17 protein-coding genes and 1 pseudogene are annotated in these 26,255 nt (G+C 67.9%); 9 read left to right on the top strand and 9 right to left on the bottom strand.

The annotated features are described in order from the left end of the window. Positions 1-143: 143 nt before the first annotated feature. A complete protein-coding gene (locus ABIE41_RS13115; RefSeq protein ID WP_192640844.1) occupies positions 144-1,379 on the bottom strand; it encodes a urate hydroxylase PuuD in 1,236 nt (411 codons plus the stop codon). Positions 1,380-1,508: 129 nt separating this feature from the next. On the opposite strand from ABIE41_RS13115, the gene uraH reads away from it, so the two are divergent. Together uraH and puuE are read left to right on the top strand one after the other, a co-directional pair. After that, the gene (uraH, locus tag ABIE41_RS13110) at positions 1,509-1,862 is read left to right on the top strand and encodes a hydroxyisourate hydrolase (protein ID WP_192640843.1); all 354 of its coding nucleotides are present in this window, start codon (positions 1,509-1,511) and stop codon (positions 1,860-1,862) included. 153 nt (positions 1,863-2,015) lie between these two features. Beyond that, complete coding sequence (gene puuE / locus ABIE41_RS13105; protein WP_192640842.1) at positions 2,016-3,434, top strand: allantoinase PuuE; 1,419 nt, start codon at positions 2,016-2,018, stop codon at positions 3,432-3,434. A 104-nt stretch (positions 3,435-3,538) separates the two neighbouring features. Here puuE and ABIE41_RS13100 read toward each other — a convergent pair whose 3' ends face one another. The 3 genes from ABIE41_RS13100 to ABIE41_RS13090 all read right to left on the bottom strand — a co-directional run bounded on the left by ABIE41_RS13100 (position 3,539) and on the right by ABIE41_RS13090 (position 7,178). Next, positions 3,539-4,300, bottom strand: coding sequence for an SDR family NAD(P)-dependent oxidoreductase (locus tag ABIE41_RS13100; RefSeq protein WP_192640841.1), 762 nt, complete (start codon positions 4,298-4,300; stop codon positions 3,539-3,541). A 185-nt stretch (positions 4,301-4,485) separates the two neighbouring features. Next, positions 4,486-5,955 (bottom strand): UdgX family uracil-DNA binding protein, encoded by a 1,470-nt coding sequence (locus ABIE41_RS13095; RefSeq protein ID WP_192640840.1) that lies wholly within the window; start codon positions 5,953-5,955, stop codon positions 4,486-4,488. A gap of 8 nt (positions 5,956-5,963) precedes the next feature. Next, on the bottom strand, positions 5,964-7,178 hold the full coding sequence (locus ABIE41_RS13090; protein WP_192642757.1) for a putative DNA modification/repair radical SAM protein: 1,215 nt from the start codon (positions 7,176-7,178) through the stop codon (positions 5,964-5,966). Positions 7,179-7,336: 158 nt separating this feature from the next. On the opposite strand from ABIE41_RS13090, the gene ABIE41_RS13085 reads away from it, so the two are divergent. The 3 genes and pseudogenes from ABIE41_RS13085 to glgX (ABIE41_RS13075) all read left to right on the top strand — a co-directional run bounded on the left by ABIE41_RS13085 (position 7,337) and on the right by glgX (ABIE41_RS13075) (position 12,102). Then, positions 7,337-7,516: a hypothetical protein gene (locus ABIE41_RS13085; RefSeq protein ID WP_192640839.1), complete on the top strand. Its 180-nt coding sequence runs from the start codon at positions 7,337-7,339 to the stop codon at positions 7,514-7,516. 110 nt (positions 7,517-7,626) lie between these two features. Then, positions 7,627-10,104, top strand: a complete 2,478-nt coding sequence (locus ABIE41_RS13080) for a glycogen/starch/alpha-glucan phosphorylase (RefSeq protein WP_192640838.1) — start codon at positions 7,627-7,629, stop codon at positions 10,102-10,104. A 35-nt stretch (positions 10,105-10,139) separates the two neighbouring features. Next, positions 10,140-12,102 (top strand): annotated as a pseudogene (glgX, locus tag ABIE41_RS13075) (glycogen debranching protein GlgX). Positions 12,103-12,235: 133 nt separating this feature from the next. Here the strand turns inward: glgX (ABIE41_RS13075) and glgX (ABIE41_RS13065) are convergent. Continuing rightward, positions 12,236-14,323: a glycogen debranching protein GlgX gene (gene glgX / locus ABIE41_RS13065; RefSeq protein WP_192640837.1), complete on the bottom strand. Its 2,088-nt coding sequence runs from the start codon at positions 14,321-14,323 to the stop codon at positions 12,236-12,238. 220 nt (positions 14,324-14,543) lie between these two features. On the opposite strand from glgX (ABIE41_RS13065), the gene glgA reads away from it, so the two are divergent. After that, on the top strand, positions 14,544-16,067 hold the full coding sequence (glgA, locus tag ABIE41_RS13060; protein WP_192640836.1) for a glycogen synthase GlgA: 1,524 nt from the start codon (positions 14,544-14,546) through the stop codon (positions 16,065-16,067). Positions 16,068-16,278: 211 nt separating this feature from the next. Here the strand turns inward: glgA and ABIE41_RS13055 are convergent, their stop codons facing one another. Beyond that, positions 16,279-16,578 (bottom strand): DUF2934 domain-containing protein, encoded by a 300-nt coding sequence (locus ABIE41_RS13055; RefSeq protein WP_192640835.1) that lies wholly within the window; start codon positions 16,576-16,578, stop codon positions 16,279-16,281. A gap of 211 nt (positions 16,579-16,789) precedes the next feature. Here ABIE41_RS13055 and glgB point away from each other — a divergent pair, with 211 nt between their 5' ends. Both glgB and malQ read left to right on the top strand, forming a co-directional pair. Next, a complete protein-coding gene (glgB, locus tag ABIE41_RS13050; RefSeq protein ID WP_192640834.1) occupies positions 16,790-19,018 on the top strand; it encodes a 1,4-alpha-glucan branching protein GlgB in 2,229 nt (742 codons plus the stop codon). A gap of 56 nt (positions 19,019-19,074) precedes the next feature. Further along, positions 19,075-21,138 carry a 4-alpha-glucanotransferase gene (gene malQ, locus ABIE41_RS13045; RefSeq protein WP_192640833.1) on the top strand — a complete coding sequence of 688 codons (2,064 nt, stop codon included), beginning with the start codon at positions 19,075-19,077 and terminating at the stop codon, positions 21,136-21,138. A gap of 12 nt (positions 21,139-21,150) precedes the next feature. Here malQ and ABIE41_RS13040 read toward each other — a convergent pair whose 3' ends face one another. Next, positions 21,151-22,545, bottom strand: coding sequence for an SNF2-related protein (locus tag ABIE41_RS13040; RefSeq protein WP_354192167.1), 1,395 nt, complete (start codon positions 22,543-22,545; stop codon positions 21,151-21,153). A 146-nt stretch (positions 22,546-22,691) separates the two neighbouring features. Here ABIE41_RS13040 and ABIE41_RS13035 point away from each other — a divergent pair, with 146 nt between their 5' ends. Then, positions 22,692-24,080 (top strand): M20 family metallopeptidase, encoded by a 1,389-nt coding sequence (locus tag ABIE41_RS13035; RefSeq protein WP_192640831.1) that lies wholly within the window; start codon positions 22,692-22,694, stop codon positions 24,078-24,080. A 4-nt stretch (positions 24,081-24,084) separates the two neighbouring features. Here the strand turns inward: ABIE41_RS13035 and ABIE41_RS13030 are convergent, their stop codons facing one another. Both ABIE41_RS13030 and ABIE41_RS13025 read right to left on the bottom strand, forming a co-directional pair. Beyond that, a complete protein-coding gene (locus ABIE41_RS13030; RefSeq protein WP_192640830.1) occupies positions 24,085-24,339 on the bottom strand; it encodes a hypothetical protein in 255 nt (84 codons plus the stop codon). 129 nt (positions 24,340-24,468) lie between these two features. Beyond that, a complete protein-coding gene (locus ABIE41_RS13025) occupies positions 24,469-26,127 on the bottom strand; it encodes a TRAP transporter large permease (protein WP_192642755.1) in 1,659 nt (552 codons plus the stop codon). Between the last annotated feature and the right edge of the window lie 128 nt (positions 26,128-26,255).

Here is a 26,255-nt window from a genome sequence, read left to right as displayed (position 1 = left end):
CACAGTCCAGCCTGTCAGTGGCCGGACCATGCCCGCAACGAGGTGAACTGAAACTGAATGAACTCACGCAGCCGTGATCACGATATTCCGTAGCGTAAGGGATTTGTTACCGGGATTGGCGACGTGGGCCGGCTCGGCGGCGATCACCGTGCCTGGGCCAGCCATTGCGCCAGCACGCGCCGCTCCTCCGGGGTCATGCCGGAGAGGTTGTTGGGCGGCATCGCATGGGTCATCACCGCCTGGACGCGGATGGCCCGCGCATGGGCCGCAATCGTCTCCGGCTCATGCAGGAGGACGCCCTTGGGCGGAATCTGGATGCCGGGCCATGTGGGCTCCGGCGCATGGCACATCGCGCAGCGCCCGGTGACGATGTTGGCGACCGCCTCCGGCGGAGGCTGCAGCCCGGCGAGCATCACAGGCTTTGTCGCCGGCAGAGGCGTGAGGCCGAGCCGCTCGCGCCCGCCGGGCGAGGACGCCATCGCCAACCAGAAGGCGAGCCAGAGCGCCACCAGCGCGACCGCCCAGGTCCACCAGGGCGAGCGCGAGTGGTCGGCATGACGGACATTGAAGAAGTGCCGGATCAGCGCCCCCGCCACGATGATCAGCGCCACCAGCACCGGGATCACCGCCGAATTGGCGTAGGTCACAGGGTAGTGGTTCGACAGCATCAGGAACAGCACCGGCAGGGTGATGTAATTGTTGTGCAGCGAGCGCTGCTTGGCCGCCTTGCCGTATTTCGGGTCCGGTTTCTCGCCGGCGGTCAGCGCCGCGATGACCTTCCGCTGGCCGGGCATGATGTTGAAGAAGACATTGGCGGTCATGATCGTCGCCATCAGCGCGCCGGTGTGGATCAGCGCGCCGCGCCCGGAGAACACCGAGGCGAACGCCCAGCTCGCCGCGACCACATAGGAAAAGCCGAGCACGCCGAGCACGACGTCGTTGCGTCCCAACGGCGAGCGGCAGAGCCAGTCGTAGAACAGCCAGCCGAAGACCAGCGCCGCGATGCCGAGGGCGCCGGCCGCAAGCGGCGAGAGCTGCATCACCGCCGGGTCGATCAGGTAGAGCTCGGACTGCGCATAATAGACCCAGACCAGCAGGAAAAAGCCCGAGATCCAGGTCCAGTAGGCCTGCCATTTGTGCCAGGTCAGCTCGGCCGGCATTACGGCGGGCGCGACCAGGTATTTCCGCATCTCGTAGAAGCCGCCGCCATGCACCTGCCACGCGCGCCCACCCTCGCCCGGCGGGATGTCGGCCGCGGGACGCAAGGACGCGTCGAGATGGATGAAGAAGAAGGACGAGCCGATCCAGGCGATCGCCGTGATCACATGCAGCCAGCGCAGCAGCATGCCGCCCCATTCCATCAGATAGGCGTCGAGCATCGCCGCGGTGGTCTCCTGATCTGGCGCGCAGGACGATGGACTTCGCCCGCGCCGAAGTTACGGTTGGCGCAAGGCAGCATGCAAGCGCGGCGCCGCACGAGCGGCGAAGGCGCAGCAGGAAGGACGGGCATGGCGGGACTAACGACACATATCCTCGACACGCATGGCGGTGTCCCCGCCGCGGGCGTGGCGATCACCCTGCGCCGGATCACCGACGGCCAGGCGCAAACGCTGGCGACCACCGTCACCAATGCCGACGGCCGGACCGACGCGCCGCTGCTGACGCCCGAGGCGACGCAGCCCGGCCTCTATGAGATCGACTTCGCGATCGGCCCCTATTTCCGCGGCCGCGGCGTCGCCCTGCCCGACCCCGCCTTCCTCGAGACCGTCACGGTGCGCTTCGGCATCGCCGACACCAGCCGGCACTGGCATGTGCCGCTCAACTGCTCGCCCTATGGCTACACGACCTATCGCGGGAGCTGAGCCCCGTCGTCATGCTCGGGCTTGACCGGAGCATCTCGGGCCAGAGCTTCTCGGGTCTCCGCTTCGCTCCGCCCGAGAATGACGGCCCGTAACTTGCTTATCGATCAACAGCTTACGACCCCGACCTGAATCACTTTGCGAGCGCCGTCCGCCATGACCGACACTGCCTATCCGCGCGATCTCGAAGGCTATGGCCGCACTCCGCCGAATCCGCGCTGGCCGGGAAAGGCCCGCATCGCCGTGCAGTTCGTGATCAATTACGAGGAGGGCGGCGAGAACAACATCCTGCATGGGGACGCGGCCTCCGAGGCCTTTCTCTCCGAAATCGTCGGCGCCGCGCCCTGGCCCGGCCAGCGCCACATGAACATGGAGTCGATCTACGAATACGGCTCGCGCGCCGGCTACTGGCGGCTCTGGCGGATGTTCACGGAGCGCAAGCTGCCGGTGACGGTCTTTGCCATCGCCAGCGCGCTGCAGCGCTATCCCGAGATCGCCGCCTCGATGCAGGAGGCCGGCTGGGAGATCGCCACCCATGGGCTGAAATGGATCGACTACCGCGATGTGCCCGCCGAGAAGGAGCGCGCCGACATCCTTGAGGCCATCGCCATCCAGCGCGAGATCACCGGCGAACGCCCCCTAGGCTTCTACCAGGGCCGTTCGTCGGAGCGCACGACGCCGCTGATGATGGAAGAAGGCGGCTTCCTCTACACCGCCGACAGCTATGCCGACGAGCTACCCTATTGGCTGAGCGGACCGAAGGGTCCGCAGCTCGCCGTGCCCTACACGCTCGACGCCAACGACATGCGCTTCGCCACGCCGCAGGGCTTCAACAGCGGCGACCAGTTCTTCGCCTATCTCCGGGACTCCTTCGACCTGCTCTATGCCGAGGGCGCGACCGCGCCGAAGATGATGTCGATCGGCCTGCATTGCCGCCTCGTCGGCAGGCCGGGCCGCGCTGCCGCGCTGGCGCGCTTCCTCGACCATGTGCAAGGCCATGCCGATGTCTGGGTCGCGACGCGGCTCGACATCGCCCGCCACTGGATCCGCCACCACCCGCCGGCCGCTGGCTACCGCCCCTCGGCCGTGCCCAAGGCGCTCTTCGTCGAGGTCTTCGGCCGGATCTGGGAGAATGCGCCCTGGATCGCCGAGGCCACCTTCGACGCCGGGATCACGCCCGCCCATGACGATGCCGCGACGCTGCATGCGGCGATGGTGAAGGTGATGCGCGCCGCCCCGCGCGACAAGCTGAAGGCGCTCCTGCTCGGCCATCCCGACCTCGCCGGCAAGCTCGCGGCGGCAGGCGAGATGACGGAAGAATCGATCGGCGAGCAGGCCTCCGCCGGGCTCGACCGCCTCGCGCCAAGCGAACGCGCCCGCTTCACGGAAGCCAATGACGCCTACAAGGCGCGCTTCGGCATCCCCTTCATCATGGCGGTGGCGGGCGCCAGCAAGGACGCGATCTTGGCCGCCTTCGAGACACGGCTGCTGAGCACGCCGGAGGTCGAGTTCGAGACCGCTTTGGGACAGGTCGAGCGGATCTCTCTGCTGCGGCTGAAGGAGATCATGCGCTGAAAGCCGTCATTCTCGGGCGGAGCGCAGCGCAGACCCGAGAATCTCCATCAGGATCATCTCCGGCCTGAGATGCTCGGGTCTTCGCCCGAGCATGACGCCTTTGATCACAACCCACTCACCAGATGCCCGCCATCGACGGCGACCACGGCTCCGGTCATGTGGCGTCCAGCCTCCGAGCAGAGCAGCAGCAGCGGCCCGTCGAGATCGGCAGGATCGCCGATGCGGCGGCTCGGGATGCGCTTGGTCAGCGCCTCGCCTGCTTCGCTGTCGAAGAAATCGCGGTTGATGTCGGTGACGATGTAGCCCGGCGCGAGCGCGTTGACCCGGATGCCGTGGCGCGCCCATTCCAGCGCCAGCCCCTTGGTCATCTGGATCAGGCCGGCCTTGGAGACCGCATAGGGCACGACGCGGGTCATCACCCGCTCGCCCAGGATCGAGGCGATGTTGACGATCGCCCCGCCCTGTTTTCCCTCGATCATGACCTGCGCGGCCGCCTGCGCCGCGAAGAAGCAGCCCTTCAGGTTGACGTCGAGCTGCGCGTCCCATTGCGCCTCGGTGACCGAGATCGCGGCTTCCGTCTCGCCGATTCCGGCATTGTTGACGAGCACGTCGAGCCCGCCGAGCAGCCGCGCCGCCTCCGACACACCCGCCTGAATCGAGGGCACCGAGGCGACGTCGAGCGAAAGCGGCATCACCTGGCCCGGCAGCGTGGCACAAGCCTGCGCCAGTTCCTCCAGCCGCTCGACCCGGCGCGCCGCCGCCACGACGTGGGCGCCCTGCCCGGCCAGACACCGCACGAAATGCGCGCCAAGCCCCGACGAGGCGCCGGTCACCAACACGCGCTTGCCCTTCAGATTCTCGCCCATGCGTTCCTCGTTTTATTGTCAGGAAGGGACACTGCAGCGGGCGGTGGGTCAATCGCAGTCCCTCGACCCGTTGTCGTCATTGCGAGGAACGCAGCGACGACGCAATCCAGGGGGACGTAGAGCGAGACCGTCTGGATCGCTTCGCTACGCTCGCGATGACGACCGGCCGCCAGATGATGGCCCGCCTAGGCCGCCCTCATCTCCGGCACCAGCAACCCGACGCGCTCCAGATCGGCGCGGAAGCGGGCCGTCTCACGCTCGCGCGCTTCCTCGTCCGGCAGACGGAGCAGATAGGAGGGGTGGACGGTCGCCAGCAGCGCCGTGCCGTCCTCCAGCGCGAGATCGCGCTCCCGCATCGAGGAAAGCGAGCCGCGATGGCCGGTCAGGGCGTGTAGCGCGGTCGCACCCAGCGCGACGACGAGCCGCGGCTTCACGAACTCCCGCTCGAGCCCGAGCCAGAAACGGCAGGCCGAAATCTCGCCGGCATTCGGCCGCTCATGGATGCGCCGCTTGCCACGCACGGTGAATTTGAAATGCTTCACCGCATTAGTGACATAGGCGCGGCTGCGGTCGAGCCCGGCCTCCCCCATCACCCGGTCGAAGACCTGCCCGGCCGGCCCGACGAAGGGTGTGCCCGCCAGATCCTCCTGATCACCCGGCTGCTCGCCGACGAACATCACCGGCGCGGTCAGCGGCCCCTCGCCAAACACCGTCTGCGTCGCGCTGTGGCAGAGATCACAGCGCGAGCAGGTCTTCGCCGCCAGGCGCGCATCCGCCCAGTTCTCTGGCAGCTCCGACGCCGGCACCAGTCCCTCGCGCTGGCGCTGGCTCTGCCGCAGATGCCGCTCCGGCGGCAGGGTCGGGGCCTTCAGCACCATCTCCTCCGCACGGCGGCCGGCCTGCGCGATCAACGGCGCGATCAGCTCGGCCTCAGGGAGGTTGCGCCAGTATTTCTCGGGCATCTCCGCCTTCATGGCTTTGATCTTCAGCCGCGCCGGATTGAAGATGTTGGCGTAGTAGGTCCGCCAATAGCCCTCCATCGCGTCGTCGTCGGGCGCGTCAGCGCGCGACGCTCCCTCCCCCAGATGCAGCGTCGTACCGTCCCAGTGGAGCGAGCGCAGCGGCGTTAGGATCGACCAGCGCATCGCCGCGAAGCGCTCGACAAAGAAGCGCGAGACGCGCTCGACGATGTGGTGCTCGGGCTCGAACCAGGCGACGAAAGCCTCCCCGCCATCGGGTCCGACGACCTCGCGGAAGCGGACGAAGGCGGTCATCTTGTGCAGGTCGCGGCGGACCGACTTCGCCATCGCCCGGGCGCGATGGACCTCGTCGTCGGTAATCACATGCAGCAAGGTCGGCTCGCGCTGGAGCCGCAGCAGCAGGCGGTAGAGCAGATCGAAGCGGCTGACGTCGCGATGGCACACGACCGCCTGCGCCAGCTCGACGAAATCGCGCGGCACGCGCAGCTCCGTCCCGTTCGCCGGCAGCGGCGGGGGCTCGGCCAACCCGGAAAACAGCCCGGACGCTTCCGCCCCGACCTGCCACTCGATCCGCGCCGGCGCCACCTCCGCCAGCGCCAGCGCGCGCGCCTGCCGCCGCCAGCCGTCGAAATCGGCCGGGTGGTCGAGACGCGCCAGGATGCCGGGCTGCGCCATGGCGGGCCTCACAGCAATGCGAGTTGCTGCGGCTTCGGCGCCAGATGCTGCTTCAGCCGCTCGCTGTCGAGAGAAGCGCCGGGCCGCCAGCCCTCCGCAACGATGAAATGGCGTAGCGTCGCCATGGAGCGCGCAAGCTTGCCGACATCCTCCAGCCTTAAGCGGCGGAAGCGGCGCGTCTCCAGGATGCGCGCGACGCTTTTCGTGCCCAGCCCCGGCACGCGCAAAAGCGTCTCGCGATCGGCGCGGTTGACGTCGACCGGAAAGCGCGCGCGATGCCGCAAAGCCCAGGCGAGCTTGGGATCGACGGTGAGGTCGAGCATCCCGTCCGCGCCGTCGTCGAGAATCTCGCCGACCTCGAAGCCGTAGAACCGCGTCAGCCAGTCGGCCTGGTAGAGCCGGTGCTCGCGCAGCAATGGCGGCTCCGACAGCGGCAGCTGGCGGCTGGCATCGGGGATCGGGCTGAAGGCGGAATAATAGACCCGCTTGAGGCCGAAGGAGCCATAGAGCTGCGCGCTGCGCTGCAGGATCGTCGCATCGCTCGTCCCGTCGGCGCCGACGATCATCTGCGTGCTCTGCCCCGCGGGCGAGAACACCGGCGCGCGCCGCGTCTTCGCCCGTTCGGCCTTGCTCTCCTCGATCCGCAGCCGCAGCCCGCCCATGGCGGCACTGATCTCGCGCGGACGCTTCTCGGGCGCGAAGCGCTCCAGTGAAACCTCGGTCGGCAGTTCGACATTGATCGAGACGCGGTCGGCATAGAGGCCGGCCTGCGCCACCAGATCGGCATTGGCGCTGGGGATCAGCTTGAGGTGGATGTAACCGCGGAAGCCATGGACCTCACGCAACGTCTGCGCCACCCGCACCAATTCCGCCATCGTGTAGTCGGGCGAGCGGATGATGCCCGAGGAGAGGAAGAGCCCCTCGATGTAGTTGCGCTTGTAGAAGCTCAGCGTGAGGTCGACGACCTCCTCCACCGTGAAGCGCGCGCGCCGGACATTGCTCGACGAGCGATTGATGCAGAAAATGCAATCATAGCTGCAGTAATTGGTCAGCAGGATCTTCAAAAGCGAGATGCAGCGGCCGTCCGGCGCATAGGAATGGCAGATGCCCGATCCCGTGGTCGAGCCGAGGCCGCCCTTCAGCGAATTGCGCTTGGTCGTGCTGCTGGAGGCGCAGGAGGCGTCGTATTTGGCCGCGTCGCTTAGGATCTCGAGCTTCTCCATCACCGACAGCTGTGCCACACCGCGCCCTTTCGTTCATTCTTTGTTCTAGGTAGCGCGGATGGCGTGCTCCCGCCAGAGACCTTTCGTCGCGGCAGCCTTCTCCGGAACAGGCGCAACTGCCGCGCGTTGGGGCGGCACGTCATTTCAAGGAGACACCGATGTTCCGGATCCTGCTTCTCGTCGCCGTTATCCTGATCGGCTACGACGCCATCGCCCATCAGGGCAGCCATACCCGCAGCGCTTGGGCGAGCGTCGTCGGCCTGACCGACTCCGCCGTGACCAGCGCCAAGCAGCTGGGTCAGGAGACCCGGGAGGAACCGGCTCCCCTTCGCCCGTGAGAGCAAGGTCGCCCTGATGCGCTGCGATGATGCGCTGCGGTAGTTTCGGCTGGACTTGGCGGTGCCTAGCTCCGAAAGTCATCATAGATTAACAGCCGGGATAACAGCGCTTGACCGAGACCGCCTCCACCGCCACCCGCCCTGCCGACGCCGCCGGGCGGGTCGAGGCCCTCAAGGCCGAGATTCTGCGGAAGCTCACCTACTCGCTGGGCAAGAACGCCTCCGTCGCCCAGCCGCATGACTGGCTGACCGCCGGCATCCTCGCAGCACGCGACCATGTCGTCGATGTCTGGCACCGCTCGACCCGCGAGAGCTACGAGACCGGCCGCAAGCGAGTCTATTATCTCTCGCTCGAGTTCCTGATTGGCCGCTCGCTCGGCGACGCCCTTAATAATCTCGGGCTCACCGGGCCGATGGCGCAGGCGATGCGCGAACTCGGTGTCGATCTCTCGGCGATCGAGTCGATCGAGCCCGATGCCGCTCTGGGCAATGGCGGCCTTGGCCGTCTCGCCGCCTGCTATCTCGAGGCGATGGCCTCGACCGGCGTACCGGCGCTCGGCTACGGCATCCGCTACGACCACGGCCTGTTCAAGCAGCGCATCGACGGCGGCAAGCAGATCGAGGTGCCCGAGGACTGGCTCTCCTTCCGCAACCCCTGGGAATTCGAGCGCCGCGAAGCCTCCTACAAGATCGGATTCGGCGGCTCGCTGACCGCCACGCAGAAGCCCGGCGAGGTCTTCTGGGAGCCGGAAGAGGCGGTCTTTGCCGTCGCTTACGACACACCGGTCGTCGGCTGGCGCGGCCGGGATGCGACGACGCTACGGCTCTGGCGCGCGCGCGCCCTGCACCCGCTGTCGCTCGATGCCTTCAACCAGGGCGACATCGTCGGCGCGGTCGCCGAGCGCAACCGCGCCGAGGCGATCTCGAAGGTGCTCTACCCCAATGATTCCACCCCCGCGGGGCAGGAGTTGCGGCTGCGGCAGGAGTTCTTCTTCACCTCCGCCTCGCTGCAGGATCTGGTGCGCCGGCACTACCGCCAGTTCGGCAAGCTCGACAACCTCGCCGACAAGGTCGCGATCCAGCTCAACGACACCCATCCGTCGCTGGCCGTCGCCGAGCTGATGCGCCTGCTCGTGGACGAGCACGGCCTGCCCTGGGAAGAGGCCTGGACGATCACCAACGCCACCATTTCCTACACCAACCACACCCTCCTGCCAGAGGCGCTGGAGACCTGGCCGGTGGCGCTGATGGAGCGGCTGCTGCCGCGCCACATGCAGATCATCTTCGCCATCAACGCCCGCTTCCTGGAGGAGGTCCGGCGCTCCAGCGGCGGCGAGAATATCGATCTCTCGACGATCTCGCTGATCGACGAGCATCACGGCCGGCGCGTGCGCATGGCCCATCTCGCCTTCGTCGGCTCGCACACCGTCAACGGTGTCTCGGCGCTGCATTCCAAGCTGATGGAACAGACGGTCTTCGCACCGCTGAACGCGATCTTCCCCGGCCGCATCACCAACGTCACCAACGGCATCACGCCGCGGCGCTGGCTCTTCGGCGCCAATCCCGGCCTGACGAAGCTGCTGCAGGAGGTCTGCGGCGAGGACATGACCGACCATATCGGCCAGATCCGTCGCCTCGCGGCGCATACCGGCGACGCCGCGCTGCACCAGCGCCTTGCCGCCATCCGGCGCGAGAACAAGCTCAAGCTCGCCAAGATCATCCGGCAGGACACCGGCGTGACGGTCGATCCCGACGCGATCTTCGACGTCCAGATCAAGCGCATCCACGAATACAAGCGCCAGCTGCTCAACATCCTCGAGACGATCGCGCTCTATGACGCGATCCGCTCCGAGCCCTATCGCGACTGGGCGCCGCGGGTGAAGATCTTCGCTGGCAAGGCCGCCTCGAACTACGGCACCGCCAAGGCGATCATCAACCTGATCAACGACGTCGCCGTCGTCGTGAACAACGACATCACCACCCGCGACCGGCTCAAGGTCGTCTTCCTGCCGAACTACAACGTCAGCGCCGCCGAGCTGATCATCCCGGCCGCCGACGTCTCGGAGCAGATCTCGACCGCCGGCATGGAGGCGTCGGGCACCGGCAACATGAAGTTCGCCCTCAATGGCGCGATCACTATCGGCACGCTGGACGGCGCCAATATCGAGATCGGCGAGCGCGTCGGCGCCGACAATATCGTCATCTTCGGCATGACGGCCGAGGAGGTCGAGGCCGCCAAGCGCAATCCCCGCCCGACGAGCGAGGTCATCGCCGCCACGCCCCATCTCGAAGGCGTGCTCGATGCGGTGGCGTCGGGCGCCTATTCGCCGCGCGAGCGCGACCGCTATCTCGGCCTCGTCGAGGGGCTGCGCGCCAATGACTGGTTCATGGTGCTCAACGATTTCGAGAGCTACCGCCAGGCCCAGCGCCGCATCGACTCGCTCTGGGCCGACCAGGGCAAGTGGTGGCGCATGTCGGTGACCAACACCGCCCATTGCGGCTGGTTCAGCGCCGACCGCGCCATCCGCGAATATGCCGAGCGGATCTGGCACGTGCCGACCTCGCCGGACGTCACGGCCGGAGGCTGAGGCGGGTGCCGAGGCCTGCGCTGGTCGCCTGCCCGCTGCCCGCCCGCCTCGGCGCGGTGGCCGGCGAGGCGGGCGTCACCTTCGCGGTCTTCTCCCGCCATGGCGAACGGATCGACCTCTGCCTCTTCGACGAGGCGGGCGAGGCCGAAATCGCACGCCTGCCCCTGCCCTGCCGCAGCGGCGACATTCATCACGGCCTGCTGCCAGGCGCCGGCCCCGGCCTGCGCTATGCGCTGCGGGCCGAGGGCCCCTGGCAGCCTCAGCGCGGCCACCGGTTCGACGCGACGAAGCTGCTCGTCGATCCCTATGCGACCCGGATCGACCGCGCGTTCCGCTGGGACCCGCGGTTGGCGCAGCGAGGCGTCGATACGGCCGATCTCGTGCCGCGCGGCATCGTCGGTGAAGCCCTCCCCCCGCTTGCGGTGGGGAGGGAGAAGACACCCGCCTTCATCTACGAACTCGCGGTGAAGTCCTTCACGATGCGCCACCCGGCCGTGCCGGACCGCATCCGCGGCACGCTGGAGGCGCTCTGCGAGCCAGCCATACTCGCCCATATCCGCGGCCTCGGCGTCAGCCATGTCGAACTCATGCCGGTCACGGCCTGGATGGACGAGCGCCATCTGCCGCCCCTCGGGCTGGCCAATGCGTGGGGCTACAACCCCGTCAATTTCGTCGCGCTCGACCCGAGGCTCGCACCGGGCGGTGAGCCCGATCTCGCCCATCTCTGCGCGACCTATGCCCAGGCCGGCATCGGCATCATCCTCGACATCGTCCTCAACCACACCCGCCGAGAGCGACGAATTCGGCGCCACGATCAGCCTGCGCGGGCTCGACAACGCTGTCTATTACCGCCACGCCAAGGAAGAACCCGGCAAACTGATCAACGACACCGGCTGCGGCAACACGCTGGCGCTGGACCGCGCGCCGGTCATCCGCATGGCGATGGACGCGCTGCGGCACTGGCGCGCCCTCGGCGTCGCCGGCTTCCGCTTCGATCTCGGCACGGTGATGGGCCGCTCGGATACTGGCTACTCGCAGGATGCCCCGCTCTTTGCCGCGATCCTGCAGGACCCCGACCTGTCGCAGGCGCGGCTGATCGCCGAACCCTGGGACATCGGCCCTGGCGGCTACCGCGTTGGCGAATTCCCCGCGCCCTTCGCCGAATGGAACGGCCGCTACAGGGACGATGTTCGCCGCTTCTGGAGGGGCGATGCCGGTTTAGCGGGAGCGCTGGCGACGCGGCTGGCCGGCTCAGCCGATCTCTATGCGCCGCGCCATCGTGGGCCGCCGGCCAGCGTCAACTTCATCGCCGCCCATGACGGCTTCACGCTGGCCGACCTCGTCGCCCATACCGTCAAGCACAACGAGGCCAATGGCGAGGGCAACCGCGACGGTGAGAACGAGAACCACAGCTGGAATGGTGGCATCGAAGGCGCGACCGGCGACCCTGCCGTGACCGCCGCGCGCAGACGCGACGTCCGCGCTTTGCTGGCGACACTGTTCCTGTCGCGCGGCGTACCCATGCTGACAGCCGGCGACGAACTCGGTCGCTCGCAACACGGGAACAACAACGCCTATTGTCAGGACAATGCGGCCTTCTGGCTCGACTGGGAGGGTGCGGATCGCGAGTTGGCCGCCTTCGTAGCCGGGATTGCAGCGTTGCTCGCTGAGCACCCGCTCTTGTCGGCCTCGACCTTCCTGACCGGAGCCGGAGAGCCTCCCGACGCCCGCTGGCTGACACCCGACGGGACGACGATCGCCGATGAGGAGTGGGGCCGGCTGGACGCGTTGTGCCTGATGCTGAACGGCGACGGGAACTCCCTGCTGATCGCCGTCAATCGCAGCCGGAGCGATGTCACGCTCGCCCTGCCCGATGGGCCTTCTCAGGGTTGGCAGCGATTGCTCTGCTCGGCGCCGGAGGGAGGCGAAGGCCTCTTGCCGGCCCGCAGCGTCAGCCTGTTCAGCAGGCAGAAAGGCCCAGAGCCCACCTCGCCGTGAGGTCGGTCAGGTCACCACAGCCAAGCGGAGATCAGGGGCCCCATTCCGAAGCATTGATCGCCGGGGCTCCGGAAGGAGCCCCGGCAACCAGCCCGGGGTGACGGCTTCGGCATGCGCCGAAGCCGTCGTGACGTTACATCAGCACGATCAGCGAGCGCGGCGACAGCGTCAGCTCGGCATCGGCCTTAAGGCCCTTGCGGCCCTCGTCGGACCCCGGCCCGGTGTCGGTGTCGAGCACCACCGACCACGACCCCTTCTTGATCCGCGGCGGAATCTTGAAGGGAACGTCGCCGTCGAAGGCATTGAAAAGAATCAGTGCTTCGTCGCCGCCCTGCTCGACGTCGGGCATGTGCATCAGCAGGCCGATCGCGCGCAGGCCCTCATCGTCCCAATGCTCTTCCTGCTGGTCGCCGCCGGCCGGGTTGACCCAGCGCAGCAGGCAACCGTCGCGGAAGGAGGCGCGCCGGAAGATCGGGTGGTCGGCACGCAGCTGCGTCACGCGCTGGACGAAGCGGGTCAGCGCATGGTCGCGCTCGGTCAGCTCCTCCCAGCGCATCCAGGCGATCTCGTTGTCCTGGCAGTAGACGTTGTTGTTGCCGCGGTTCGAATGGCCGTGCTCATCGCCGGCCAGCAGCATCGGCGTGCCATGGGAGAGCAGGAGCGTCGCCAGCAGGTTGCGCTTCTGGCGCTCGCGGGCGGCGAGAATGCCGTCGTCCTCGGTCGGTCCTTCGACCCCGAAATTGAAGGACAGGTTGTGGCCGTGGCCGTCCTTGTTGTCCTCGCCATTCGCCTCGTTGTGCTTCTCATTGTACGAGACGAGATCGGCGAGCGTGAAGCCGTCATGGGCGGTCAGGAAGTTGACGCCGGCCCAGGGGCGGCGCCCCCGCAGATCGTAGATGTCGCCCGAGCCGGTGACCCGCGCGGCGAGGTCGCGCACGATGCCGGGCTCGCCCACCCAGTAGGCGCGGGTGGTGTCACGGTACTTGTCGTTCCACTCGCCCCAGCCGGGCGGGAAACCGCCGACCTGATAGCCGCCCGGACCGATGTCCCAGGGCTCGCCGACGAGCTTGACCTTGCGCAGGACCGGGTCCTGGCCGATCGCATCGAAGAAGCCGCCACGCTGGTCGAAGCCATGCGGCTCACGCCCCAGAATGGTGCCGAGATCGAAGCGGAAGCCGTCGACCTCCATGACCTCGACCCAGTAGCGCAGGGAATCGAGGATCATCTGCAGCACGCGCGGGTGGCTGGTGTTGACCGTGTTCCCGGTGCCGGTGTCGTTGATGTAGAAGCGCGGCTCGTCCGGCATCGTCCGGTAATAGGCGAAGTTGTCGATGCCCTTGAAGGAGAGTGTCGGCCCCATCTCGTTGCCTTCGGCGGTGTGGTTGTAGACCACGTCGAGGATGACCTCGAGGCCGGCATCATGGAACTTGCGCACCATGTCGCGGAAGGATGAGAGGTGCGCCTTGCCCTCGTAGCGCTGCATCGGCGCGAAGAAGCCGATCGTGTTGTAACCCCAGTAGTTCGTCAGGTTCTTGGCGGCGAGGTGGTGGTCGTCGAGATAGGCGTGGACCGGCAGGAGCTCGACCGAGGTGACGCCGAGGCTCTTGATGTAGTCGACGATCGCCTTCTCGCCGAGCCCGTCGAAGGTGCCGCGAAGATCCTGCGGCACCGCCGGATGCATCTTGGTGAAGCCGCGCACATGGGTCTCGTAGAAGATCGTGCGGTCCCAGGGGATGTCGGGACGCGCCGGCGGGTTGGGGTCCGCCCGCCAGTCGCAGACCACGCATTTGGGCATGAAGGGCGCGCTGTCGAGCTCGCTGAAGCTCAGATCCTTCTCGCCCTCGGCATCGACGACATAGCCGTAATGGGCGTCGTTCCAGTCGACGGAGCCGGAATACTCCCTGGCGTAGGGGTCGAGCAGCAGCTTGTTCGCGTTGAAGCGATGCCCCTCCTCGGGTGCGAAGCGGCCATGGACCCGGTAGCCATAGCGCTGCCCCGGCTTCACCCCCGGCAGATAACCGTGCCAGACCTCGTTGGTGTATTCGGGCAGCGTGATCCGCGCCGTCTCGGTCTCGCCGCTCTCGTCGAAGAGGCAGAGTTCCACACGCTCGGCATGGGCTGAGAAGATCGCGAAATTGGTGCCCTCGCCGTCATGGACGGCTCCCAGATCGGTGCTGTCGCCTGCCTGGACGTCGAATTGCGTGGCCTTGCCGTCGGACATGGAATCCCCTGTACGGATCAGGCCGGACGGGTGTTGGCGGCATCATGCCGCTTCTCGCCCCGTCACATCCTCGTCGCGAGCCTGCCGCAGACCGACTAACGTGGCCTGGCCGCGCACGGTTCCGAACGCCGGCCCCGAAATTGCATGAAATTTTTGCAGTGCACCGGGAACATCGCACCGCCGAACGAGTTGGGGATCACAGCTGCCTGGGGAATGCGGAATGGCCGAGACGCTGAAGGAACCCGGGACCGAAGGTGGCCCCTCGACTTCGGGTCACGCGCTGAACTATGCGCAGGCGGTCAAGGATGGCGTTCCCGAACCGGGCGCCAAACTGCCCAGCACGACGCGGCTGCTCTTCGTCACCTCAGAGATGGGCGATTTCATCAAGGCCGGCGGCCTCGGCGAGGTCTCGACGGCTCTGCCCCGGCAGCTGCGCACCCTCTGCGACGTCCGCGTCCTGCTCCCCGGATTCCGCCAGGTCCGCTCCGCCAGCCCGGTGATGGATATCGTCCGTGAGATGCCGCGCACGGCCGGGCTGCCGCCCTGGTCGCTCGGCCGCTTCCGCACGGCCGACGGGCTGACGATCTACGCCGTGCTCTGCGACGAGCTCTATGACCGCGAGGGCTCGCCCTACGGCCCCTATTCCGGCGGCGACTTCCTCGACAACGACATCCGCTTCGCCCGCCTCTCGCTGGCGGCGGCCGAAATCGCAGCCGGCGAGGCCGACCCGAACTGGAAGCCCGACGTCGTCCATGTCAACGATTGGCCCTCGGCCCTGGCACCCGGCTACATGCGCTGGAAGGGCCTCGCCACGCCCTCGATTCTGACCATCCACAATCTCGCCTATCAGGGGCTCTACCAGCCCAGCCGCATGGCGGCGCTGGGCATTCCGGACCTCGCCTTCTCGGTCAACGGGGCCGAGTTTCACGGCAAGATTTCCTTCCTGAAGGGCGGCATCTTCTACAGCTCGCACGTCACCACGGTGAGCGAGACTTACGCGCGCGAGATCACGACCGCCGAGCATGGCTGCGGGCTGGACGGCCTGCTCCGTTTGCGCATGGATGAGGGGCGGCTGACCGGCATCGTCAACGGCATCGACGACAGCTGGGCTTCCCCCGCTGCCGAGGCGACACGCGGCATCCGCCAGTGGAAGCGCCGCAGCGCCGCCGACATCCGCAAGAGCTTCGAGCTGCCGCCCTCGCGCGGGCCGCTGTTCTCGATCATCTCGCGCCTCGTCCACCAAAAGGGGATCGACCTCTCGATCGAGGCCGCCGAGACCATCATCGGCAATGGCGGCCAGCTCGTGGTGACGGGCCGCGGAGAGCCGCGCCTCGAGGACGCCATCGAGCGCCTTGCCCGCCGGCATCCGCAGGCGGTGGCGGCGCGCATCGGTTTCGACGATGCCGAAGCGCGGCGGATCTTCGCCGCCAGCGACTTCCTGCTGATGCCCTCGCGGTTCGAGCCCTGCGGCCTGAGCCAGATGTATGCGCAGCGCTCCGGCGCCCTGCCCATCGCCTACCGCACCGGCGGGTTGGTGGACACGATCGAGGACGGGCGCTCCGGCTTCCTGTTTTCCTCGCTGACCGGCGCGGGCCTGGCTTCGGCCGTCACGCGGGCCTTCGACGCCTTTCGCTCCAAGGCGGCCTTCCTGCAGATGCGCCAGCACGCCATGGCCAAGCGCTTCGACTGGAGCCGCCCGACGGACCGCTACGCCGACGTCTATGCGCGGGCGCTGGCAAGCTGAAGGCCTCCGGGCGAACACTTCCAACCTTCCAATCGTCAACTGCTTTTGCGGCGGTCTATACCCGCGAAAGCTCTAAACGAATGAGCGCAACGGTCGATCGCGCCGGGTTGCTGTCAGGCACGTCATCACGTCTGCAACGGCTTGGCTGCCGACAAACGACAAAAGCCGGCGCGTCCGCAGACGGCCGGCTTGGAAGGGTCGTGGCGCAATCCTACTTCTTCGACGTGGCGGGCTTCGCCTTCGCCGGCGCGGTCTCGGTCGCCTTGGCAGGGGCTGCCTTGCCCTTGGCGGGCGCTGCGGACGGCGAAGGGCTCTTCGCCGGGCCCTTGGCCGGGCTTTTCGCGGTAGCCTTGGCTTTGGTCCCCGCATCCTTGGCGCTGGCATCCTTGCCCGTGCCTGCGGCGACCCGCTCCTCCGCCATCCGCCAGTGCTGGGCGTCGCGGCCCTGCGGTTTGCCTTCCGCCTCCCAGATGGCGTAGGCCACGTCGCGGACGGTCTGCTCCCGGCTCATTCGGCATCCTCCCTCTGAAATGCCAGCATTGCAGTGCGACAACCATGCCGGCTGCCGATGGTTCCCTGCCCCTTGGAGGGCGGCGGGAATCGCCGGAGAATGCAGGCGGTAGCGCGGAACGCGGGCGGGCTTCGCTGCGTTGCATCATCGACGATTCCCCGCCGCGGGTGGAGTCGCTTTTGCGATGGAGCCCGACCGGATGACGCGCCCGATGCCGCCCAGACTGCCCAGCCTTCCGGCGCGCGACATCGAACAGCTCAGAGAGGGGCGCCATCCCGATCCGTTCGCCATCCTCGGACGGCACCGTCTTGAAGAGGTCGATCTGGTTCGGGCCTTCCTGCCGGGTGCAAACTATGTCGAGTTGATCGTCGACGAGAACGGGCAACGCCGCGCGCTGCCGATGGTCGGACAGGGGGACGGCCTGTTCGAGGCGGCGTTGCCTCAGGGTGCTCCCTATCGCATTCGCACCGCCTGGCCGGGCGGCATCACCGAGACGGCAGACCCCTACAGCTTTGGCCTTCTGCTCTCCGAGGACGATCTCCATCTCGCCGCCGAGGGTCGCCATTTCGACCTGGCGACGCGGCTCGGTGCCAATCTGCGCGAGATCGACGGCGTCGCTGGCGTTCTCTTCGCCGTCTGGGCGCCGAATGCCGCCCATGTCGCGGTCGTGGGCGAGTTCAATGGCTGGAGCGCGACCCGCCACCCGATGCGCCGCCGCGCGGGCATCTGGGAGCTGTTTATTCCCGGCATCCAGGCCGGCGCGGTCTACAAATATGCGCTGGTGTCCGGCACGGGCGAGGCCCTGCCCTGGAAGGCGGACCCGCTGGCGCGCTGCACCGAGCTGCCGCCTCGCACCGGCTCCGTCGTCGCGCAAGCGCCGGCCTTCGCCTGGACCGATTCGGACTGGCTGGACGCCCGTGAGCGCGCCGACCCGTTGACGGCGCCGATGAGCATCTACGAAGTCCATGTCGGCTCTTGGCTTCGCACCGAATGGGGCCAGATGGGCTCCTGGGACGAGGCGAGCGACCGCCTGATCCCCTATCTTCAGCATATGGGCTTCAGCCATGTCGAGCTGATGCCGATCACCGAGCACCCCTTCGGCGGCTCCTGGGGCTACCAGCCTCTGGCGCTCTTCGCGCCGACCGCGCGGCTGGGCCCGCCCGAGGCCTTCGCCCGTTTCGTCGATCGCTGCCATGCCGCCGGCATCGGCGTGATCCTCGACTGGGTCCCGGCCCATTTTCCCTCCGACGAGCATGGGCTCGCCCGCTTCGACGGCACGGCGCTCTACGAACATGAGGACCCGCGCCAGGGCTTCCACATCGACTGGAACACGCTGATCTACAATGTCGGGCGCAGCGAGGTCCGTGGCTTCCTGATCGCCTCCGCCTTGTTCTGGATCGAGACCTTCCATCTCGATGGCCTGCGCGTCGATGCGGTCGCCTCGATGCTCTACCGCGATTACAGCCGCAAGCCGGGCGAATGGGTGCCCAACCATCTCGGCGGCCGCGAGAATCTAGAGGCGGTCGGCTTCTTCCAGGAACTCAACACGCTGGTCGGCGCGCGCGGGCGCGGCGCCGTCACCATCGCCGAGGAATCGACCGCCTGGCCGGGCGTGACGCGTCCGGTCCACCATGGCGGGCTCGGCTTTCACTTCAAATGGAACATGGGCTGGATGCACGACACGCTGCGCTATATCGCGCACGATCCCATCCATCGCAGCCATCACGGCGACGACGTCACTTTCGGCCTCGTTTACGCCTTCTCAGAGAACTTCGTGCTGCCGATCTCCCATGACGAGGTCGTGCATGGGAAGGGCTCGCTGATCTCGCGCATGCCCGGCGACGACTGGCAGCGCTTCGCCAATTTGCGGCTCTATCTCGCGATGATGTGGACCCATCCCGGCAAGAAGCTGCTCTTCATGGGCTGCGAGTTCGGTGCCGAAGACGAATGGTCCGTCGACGCCCCCTTCCCCTGGCCGCACCCTTTCGACGAGCGCCGTCAGGGCGCCTCGACGCTGGTGCGGGATCTCAACGCGCTCTATCGCGCGACACCGGCCCTGCATCGGCTCGACCACAGGCCCGAGGGCTTCGCCTGGATCGTCGCCGACGACAGTACCAACGCCGTATTTGCCTTCAGCCGCGCCAGCGGTCCCGGCGCTGCCGAGGTTTTGGCCGTCGCCAACATGACCCCGGTGCCCCGGCACGGCTATCGCATCGGCGTGCCCCAGGCCGGACTTTGGCGGGAGCGACTGAACAGCGATGCAAACATCTATGGCGGCTCCGGCCTCGGCAATGGCGGTGCAGTGGCGACTCAAGCCGTCGCAGACCATGGCAGTGCGCAGAGCCTGTCGCTGACGCTGCCGCCGCTCGGCCTGCTCGTCCTGGAACATGACCCACAGGCCACGCCAACCCTCATCCCCCCTCCGGGTGACGGATCATGAGCTGTCGCAGCCCTGCCGCCACCCTGACCTGAACGAACCTACAAGCGGAGCCCCGCATGAGCGACGACATTCTCCGCCAGCTTGCCGTCAAGGCCGGTATCGCGCCGCGCTGGACCGAGCAGAACGGAGCGGAGCGCGAGGTCTCGGCCCAGAGCCTGCGCTTCATCCTGCAGGCGCTCGGCCTGCCGGCCGGCACAGACGCCGATCTGCGGCAGTCGCTCGCCACCGTCGAGGCTGGGGCGAACCTGTCCGCCCAGTCCCGCTTCACCACGGCCCGTACCGGGCAGACCGTCGTGCTGCCGATCGCCGCCCAAGCGGGGAGCCCGGTGGAACTGACGCTCGATGGCGGCACCCGCCGCACCGTACGCTCCGAGGAAGGCTATGACGGCTCGCTGACTCTGCCGGCCTTCGACCGGCCCGGCTATCACACGGTCCATCGCGACGAGGGCGATTTCATCATCGCGACGGCCCCCGAACGCTGCATCACCTTCGCCGATCTGAACGGCGGACAAGCCGGCTTCGGTCTCGCCGCCCAGATCTATTCCCTGCGCTCGCCGGAGGATGGCGGAATTGGCAACTTCGCCGGTGTCGCGGCGCTGGGGAAAAGGGCTGCCGCGCGTGGGGCCGATGCGCTGGCGATCAGCCCGGTCCATGCGCTCTATGGCGCCTCGCCGGAGCATTTCAGCCCCTATTCACCCTCGACCCGCCTCTTCTACAACCCGCTCCACGCGGATCCCGCCGCCGTGCTGCCCGAGACGCTGCTCCGCGAGGTGATCGCGCGCGAGGGCCTGGGGGCGGAGATGGACCGGCTCGCGACGCTGCGCCAGATCGACTGGCTGGCCGCGACGGAACTGCGCCAGCGGCTGCTGCGCGCCTTGTTTGAGGCGTTGCGCGCCGCCGATGGCAGCGGCGGCCCGGCCCGAGCCGGGCTGGAGCGGGCGCTGGCGGAAGCTTCGCCGCTGCTGCGCTCCCACGCCGTCTTCGAGGTGCTGCACGCCGCCCAGCTGCGCCAGAACCGCAACGCCTGGAGCTGGCGCAGCTGGGATGCGCCCTTCCGCGATCCGGACGGGCCGGCGGTCGCGGCCTTTGCGGCCGAGCACGCAACCGAAGTCGACTACCAGATCTTCCTGCAATGGCTCACCGCCTCCTCCTATGGTGCCGCCCAGAGCGTCTGCCGTGAGGCCGGCATGAAGGTCGGCCTGATCGCCGATCTCGCCATCGGCATGGACGCGTCGGGCAGCCATGCCTGGAGCCGCCAGCATGAGGTGCTCGGAGGGCTCAGCGTCGGCGCCCCTCCCGACTACTATGCCGCCGAGGGGCAGAGCTGGGGCCTGACCACCTTCTCGCCCCGGGGGCTGGCGGCGAGCGGCTTTGCGCCCTTCATCGAGACCCTGCGGGCGAGCCTGCGCCATGTCGGCGGCATCCGCATCGACCATGTCATGGGGCTCAGCCGGCTCTGGCTGGTGCCGGAGGGCGCATCCGCGCTGGACGGCGCCTATGTCGCCTTCCCCTCCGAGACGCTGTTCCGGCTCGTCGCGCTCGAATCCTGGCGCCATGGCGCCATCGTCATCGGCGAGGATCTCGGCACCCTCCCCGACGGCTTCCGCGACGATCTGCGCCGGCAGGGTGTGGCGGGCTTGCGCGTGCTGCGCTTCGAGCGGACCGACCACTCCTATATCGCGCCCGAGCATTGGGACGCAGGCGCCGTCGCCCTGACGACGACACATGACCTCGTCCCCACCGCGGGCTGGTGGGCCGGGAGCGATCTGGAACCGGCAGAGGACGGCGTCGACCATGAGGGCATCCGCGCCTGGGACCGGGGCCTGCTCTGGGGCGCCTTCCAGGAGGCCGGCGTCGCCGAGGGCGACCGGCCCGCACCGGAGGACACCGACCCCGTCGTCGATGCCGCGATCCGTTTCGTCGCCCGCACACCCAGCACGCTGAAGCTGCTGCCGATCGAGGATGCGCTCGGCATCCGCACGCAGCCGAACGTGCCGGGTACCACGACCGAAAAGCCGAACTGGCGCCATAGGCTCGATGGCGATGCCGGCACGCTGCTGGACGACGACCGCGTGAAGCGCCGCCTCGCGGATCTCGGCCCGCCGCGCTCGGAGAGCTGAGGACCGCCGCCCTCAGGCGGCCCGGCTCTCGACGATGCCGGCGATCGCCTCGAGCATGCGGGTATCGTCGCCCGCCAGCCCTTCCATCGCCGCCATGCGCGCGATCACCGTGCCCGCCACCGCTTCCTCCACCGTATCCTCGGCATAGGCGTAGAAGATCGTCGCGTGCTGGCCGTCGCGGTGGCAGCGCCCCTCGATCTGCTGGAGCTGGATCGCGCTGTGGCGCATGTCGTGGATCACCAGCGAACGTTCGCGCTCGCCGCCCGGCATCTCCCCGCGATGCAGCGAGATCGACTCCGTGACGGTGAAGATCACGGCGTCGAGCTGCCCGGTCTGGAAGGACAGCCGTGTTTCTTCGTTCTGCAGGCCGCTGCGCTCGCCATTGATCTCGCCGACACGCCAGCCGCGCCCGCGCAGCGCATCGGCCAGCATCGCGCTGGTCTCAAGGAAGGCGACGGAGACCGCGACCTGCTCATCATTGCCGAGCAGGTCGTCGCAGAAATCTACCGTGCCGGGGATGCGCAGCAGGCTCGCCTTCTGGCGGAAGCGCAGATCGGCCGCCCAGCCCTGCGGCTTGCGGGTCGAGCCACCGGCCAAGCCGAGCTCCCGGCGGAACTCGCGCCAGGTCGCCTCGTAGAGCTTGCGCGCGGCTGCATCCAGCGCGACCGGGGCGAGCTCGCGCTGCACCTCCGGCCAGCCGGCGATCTCCTCCGGACGGCGCCGCAAGCCGATGGCCCGCGGGCCGCGATAGAGCAGACCGGCCATCCGCGCGCGGTCGGCCTCGTTGGGCGCCCAGCTCCAGTTCTTCCAGCGGCCCCTCGCCCTGCCCATTTTCAGCCGCTTCATCAGCTGGCGGAAACCATCGAGATCCGCGCTCGGCATGTCGGCCGCGCGCGCCAGCAGCGGCCCGAGATAGGAGAGTTCGTGCGGCGACTGGCCGGCGGTCGCGCTCATATAGATCGTGAAGGAGGCAGCGGCCGCCATCTGCCGGCAGACCAGCCCCTGCTGCGAGTTGGGGTTGCGGATGCGATGCGCCTCGTCGATCACGACCAGCGGCCAGATGCGTTTGGGCACGCCGAGCTTGGCCAGCTCGTTGTTCTTCGCCCGCACCGAGCGCTTCTTCGAATCCGGCGGCGGCGCCAGCAGCGACTTGGTCTTCTCGAAATTCATCAGCGTGACGCGCTTCGGCGGCAGGCCCGATAGCGCCATGGTGCGCCGCCATTGCGGGATTGCCCCCTTGGGGCAGATCACCAGGATCTCGTCCTCGGGCATGGCCGAGAGCGCGAGCCAGGCCGAGAGCGTCTTGCCGAGGCCCGTGAGGTCGCCGAGCAGGAAACCGGGCGCGCCCGACACACGCGCCGCGAGGATCGCCGCACAGGCGATACGCTGATGGTCATGGGGCACCATGGGCCGCTCTGCGTCCGTCATCGGGCGCACAGCCGTCGCGCGCCATCGCCGGTGGCCGATTCTTGCATGGGCATGGCAGTATCAACGCGTCGCGGCCCCGGCAACGGGACCGCCTCATCCAGCGGCCTTACAGACAGCGAGCTTCCATGACCCGCGCCCAAGCCATCGCGCATGCGCAAGACTATTTCGACACCGGCGCCTTCAAGAGCGACCTCGGCCGCCTCATCGCGATACCGACCGAAAGCCAGAATCCGGACCGGGCGCCGGTCCTCACGGAATATCTCGAGCGCGAGATGCGCCCGCTCTTCGAGGGGCTGGGGTTCGAGTGCCGGATCCTGCACCATCCCAAGGCCAAGGGCCCCTTCCTCTTCGCCCAGCGCATCGAGGATGAGAGCCTGCCGACGATCTTCGGCTACGGCCATGGCGACGTCATTCGCGGGCTCGACGCGCAGTGGAGCGAGGGCCTCTCGCCCTGGACGCTGACCGAGCGGGACGGCCGCTGGTACGGCCGCGGCGTCGTCGACAACAAGGGCCAGCATGTCGTCAACATCAATGCCTTGCGCGCCGTCCTTGAATCGCGCGGCAAGCTCGGCTTCAACGCCAAATACCTGATCGAGATGGGCGAGGAATCTGGTTCGCCTGGCCTGCGCGAGCTCTGTGCCGACGAGGCGCAGCTGTTCAAGGCGGACGTGCTGGTGGCCTCCGACGGGCCGCGGCTCAATGCCGAGCGCCCCACCGTCTTCCTCGGCGCGCGCGGCGTCATCACCTTCGATCTCTCGATCGTGGCCCGCGACGGCGGCCATCATTCCGGCAACTGGGGCGGCATTCTCTCCGACCCGGCGATCCAGCTCGCCCACGCCATCGCCTCGATCACCTCCCCGACCGGCCAGATCCGCATCCATGAATGGGTCCCGAAGGAGCTGCCGCACGCGGTGCGCGAGGCGGTGTCAGACTGCGTCGTCGACGGCGGCCCCGATGGCCCGACCATAGACCCCGGCTGGGGCGAGCCGGATCTGTCGCCGGCCGAGCAGGTCTTCGGCTGGTGCTCGTTCGACGTGCTGGCGATGAAGTCGGGCGTGCCGGAAACGCCGGTCAACGCCGTGCCGCCGAGCGCCTGGGCGCGCTGCGCCCTGCGCTTCGTCGTCGGCATCGATCCCACGGACGTCGTGCCGGCGCTGCGCCGCCATCTCGACCGTCACGGCTTCTCGATGGTCGAGATCGTCATGCCCGGCGCAGAGCGCTTCGGCGCGACGCGGCTGGACCCCGAGGACGACTGGGTGCGGTTCACCATTGCCTCGATCGCGCGCAGCACCAACAAGAAGCCTGCGCTGCTGCCCAATCTCGGCGGCTCGCTGCCCAACGACATCTTCGCCGAAATCCTCGGGCTGAAGACGATCTGGGTGCCCCATTCCTACCCCGGCTGCTCGCAGCATGCCCCCGACGAGCACCTGCCCGTCGAGATCGCGCGCGAGGCCCTGGGCCTGATGGCGGGCCTCTATTGGGACATCGGCTCCGGAGAGGCTCCGCCGGTCTGAACCCCTATTCCATCGGCTGCCGCGGCTCACGGTCGGGCGGCATATCGAAGGGCGTCGCCGGCGGCGCCTCGGGCGGCGCATCTGGCGGCAGCTCCTGAGGCGGTTCCGTCGGGATGCCCTGCGGCGCCTCGTCCGGCGGCATTTCGACCGGCGGCGCCGGTGGCACCTCGTTCGGGGTCAGCGGCGGCGCCTCGGGCGGCGGCGTCGGAATGGTGGGCGTGCTGCCCGGATCGGCCTGTGCCTGAATAAAATCGGTCATGCGTCGCTCCTTGCTTCGCGGGACCAACGCATCATCGCCGGCTAGGTTCGGCTGCCACCCGCGTAACCCAGAAATGAAAACGACGCCGGCTTGCGCCGGCGTCGCTTCAAACGGGTCGGGTCTGCGCCGCTACTTGAAGGAAGGCGGCGCGTTCAGATCGAGCCCTGGCAAGCCGCCCGGACCGCCCAGCCCCGGGATCTGGATCGAGTCGAACTGCTTGTCGATCGCCTTCTGGTCGAGCTGCACCGCCGATGCTTTGTAGTGCATCACCATCTGCGGGAAGGTCACCACCAGCGCCACCATGATGCACTGGATCACCACGAAGGGCACCGCCCCCCAGTAGATCTGGCCCGTGGTGACCGGCTCCATCATGTTGCCGGTGACCTTGTCGCGATAGCGGTCCTTCGGCGCCACCGACCTCAGGAAGAACAGCGCGAAGCCGAAGGGCGGATGCATGAACGAGGTCTGCATGTTCACGCCGAGGATGACGCCGAACCAGATCAGGTCGATGCCGAGCTTGTCGGCGGCCGGCCCGAGCAGCGGAACGATGATGAAGGCGAGCTCGAAGAAGTCGAGGAAGAACGCCAGCAGGAACACCATCACGTTGACGACGATCAGGAAGCCCGTCGCGCCGCCCGGCAGGCCGACCAGCAGATGCTCGACCCAGAGATGGCCGTTCACGCCGTAGAAGGTCAGCGAGAAGACGCGCGCACCGACCAGGATGAAGAGCACGAAGGCCGAAAGCTTGGCCGTCGATTCCGTCGCCTGCTTCAGCAGGTCGAAGGTCATGCGCTTCTTGCCATAGGCGAGCAGGATCGCGCCGGCCGCGCCCATGGCGCCACCTTCGGTCGGCGTCGCGACGCCAATGAAGATCGTGCCCAGCACCAGGAAGATCAGCGCCAGCGGCGGCACCATCACGAAGATCACCTGCTCGGCCATGCGCGAGAGCAGGTTCAGCCCGAGCAGCTTGTTGACGATGGCGATGACGAAGGCGATGCCGACGGCGATCGACATGGTCAGGATGACGAAGTCAGCGCCCGCCTGGACCTTCGTGAACATCTTCATGATCGCATAGGCGGCGCCGAAGGCGATGATCGTGATCACCAGCAGCGAGCGCCGACGGGTCTCGCCGTCCGCGTCGCGCAGCGTCTGCGCCTCCGGCGGCAGGCCCGGCGCGCGGTTCGGATAGACCATCGTCACGAGGAAGACGTAGCCGGCATACATCGCCGAAAGCACGAGGCCGGGGATGAAGGCGCCCTCATACATGTCGCCCACCGAGCGGCCGAGCTGGTCGGCGAGCACGATCAGGACGAGCGAGGGCGGGATGATCTGCGCCAGCGTGCCGGATGCCGCGATCACGCCCGAGGCGAGACGCCGGTCATAGCCGTAGCGCAGCATGATCGGCAGCGAGATCAGGCCCATCGAGATGACCGAGGCCGCCACGACGCCGGTCGTCGCCGCCAGCAGCGCGCCGACGAAGATGACCGCATAGGCGAGGCCGCCGCGCACGGGGCCGAAGAGCTGGCCAATCGTGTCGAGCAGGTCTTCGGCCATGCCCGAGCGCTCGAGGATGAGGCCCATGAAAGTGAAGAACGGGATCGCCAGCAGCACGTCGTTGTTCATCGTGCCGTAGATGCGCTCCGGCATGGCCTGCAGGAAGTTCTCCTGGAACAGGCCGAGCTCGATGCCGACGATCGCGAAGAGCAGGCCGTTGGCGGCCAGCGCGAAGGCCACCGGATAGCCCAGCAGCAGGAAGACGACGAGCGCGGCGAACATCACCGGCGCCATGTTGACGCGCAGGAAGTCGCCGAGGCCGGCAGCATGGGCGTCGCCGGTGTGGAGGCCGAGGAAGGCGACGAGCGACAGCGCCAGCAGCAGGCCGGCGGCGCGGGAGAAACGGGAGACGGTCATGGTGG

The organism is Bosea sp. OAE506 (assembly GCF_040546595.1).
GTDB lineage: Bacteria > Pseudomonadota > Alphaproteobacteria > Rhizobiales > Beijerinckiaceae > Allobosea.
Note: the sequence above shows the minus strand (reverse complement) of the source record. Positions and strands in the feature narration are given on the sequence as shown.

Bases quoted from the DNA above. Each gene is read 5' to 3' on its own strand.
- ABIE41_RS13115 (WP_192640844.1), bottom strand. From the start codon at position 1,379: ATGCTCGACGCCTATCTGATGGAATGGGGCGGCATGCTGCTGCGCTGG.
- uraH (WP_192640843.1), top strand. From the start codon at position 1,509: ATGGCGGGACTAACGACACATATCCTCGACACGCATGGCGGTGTCCCC.
- puuE (WP_192640842.1), top strand. From the start codon at position 2,016: ATGACCGACACTGCCTATCCGCGCGATCTCGAAGGCTATGGCCGCACT.
- ABIE41_RS13100 (WP_192640841.1), bottom strand. From the start codon at position 4,300: ATGGGCGAGAATCTGAAGGGCAAGCGCGTGTTGGTGACCGGCGCCTCG.
- ABIE41_RS13095 (WP_192640840.1), bottom strand. From the start codon at position 5,955: ATGGCGCAGCCCGGCATCCTGGCGCGTCTCGACCACCCGGCCGATTTC.
- ABIE41_RS13090 (WP_192642757.1), bottom strand. From the start codon at position 7,178: ATGGAGAAGCTCGAGATCCTAAGCGACGCGGCCAAATACGACGCCTCC.
- ABIE41_RS13085 (WP_192640839.1), top strand. From the start codon at position 7,337: ATGTTCCGGATCCTGCTTCTCGTCGCCGTTATCCTGATCGGCTACGAC.
- glgX (WP_192640837.1), bottom strand. From the start codon at position 14,323: ATGTCCGACGGCAAGGCCACGCAATTCGACGTCCAGGCAGGCGACAGC.
- glgA (WP_192640836.1), top strand. From the start codon at position 14,544: ATGGCCGAGACGCTGAAGGAACCCGGGACCGAAGGTGGCCCCTCGACT.
- ABIE41_RS13055 (WP_192640835.1), bottom strand. From the start codon at position 16,578: ATGAGCCGGGAGCAGACCGTCCGCGACGTGGCCTACGCCATCTGGGAG.
- glgB (WP_192640834.1), top strand. From the start codon at position 16,790: ATGCCGCCCAGACTGCCCAGCCTTCCGGCGCGCGACATCGAACAGCTC.
- malQ (WP_192640833.1), top strand. From the start codon at position 19,075: ATGAGCGACGACATTCTCCGCCAGCTTGCCGTCAAGGCCGGTATCGCG.
- ABIE41_RS13040 (WP_354192167.1), bottom strand. From the start codon at position 22,545: ATGGTGCCCCATGACCATCAGCGTATCGCCTGTGCGGCGATCCTCGCG.
- ABIE41_RS13035 (WP_192640831.1), top strand. From the start codon at position 22,692: ATGACCCGCGCCCAAGCCATCGCGCATGCGCAAGACTATTTCGACACC.
- ABIE41_RS13030 (WP_192640830.1), bottom strand. From the start codon at position 24,339: ATGACCGATTTTATTCAGGCACAGGCCGATCCGGGCAGCACGCCCACC.
- ABIE41_RS13025 (WP_192642755.1), bottom strand. From the start codon at position 26,127: ATGGCGCCGGTGATGTTCGCCGCGCTCGTCGTCTTCCTGCTGCTGGGC.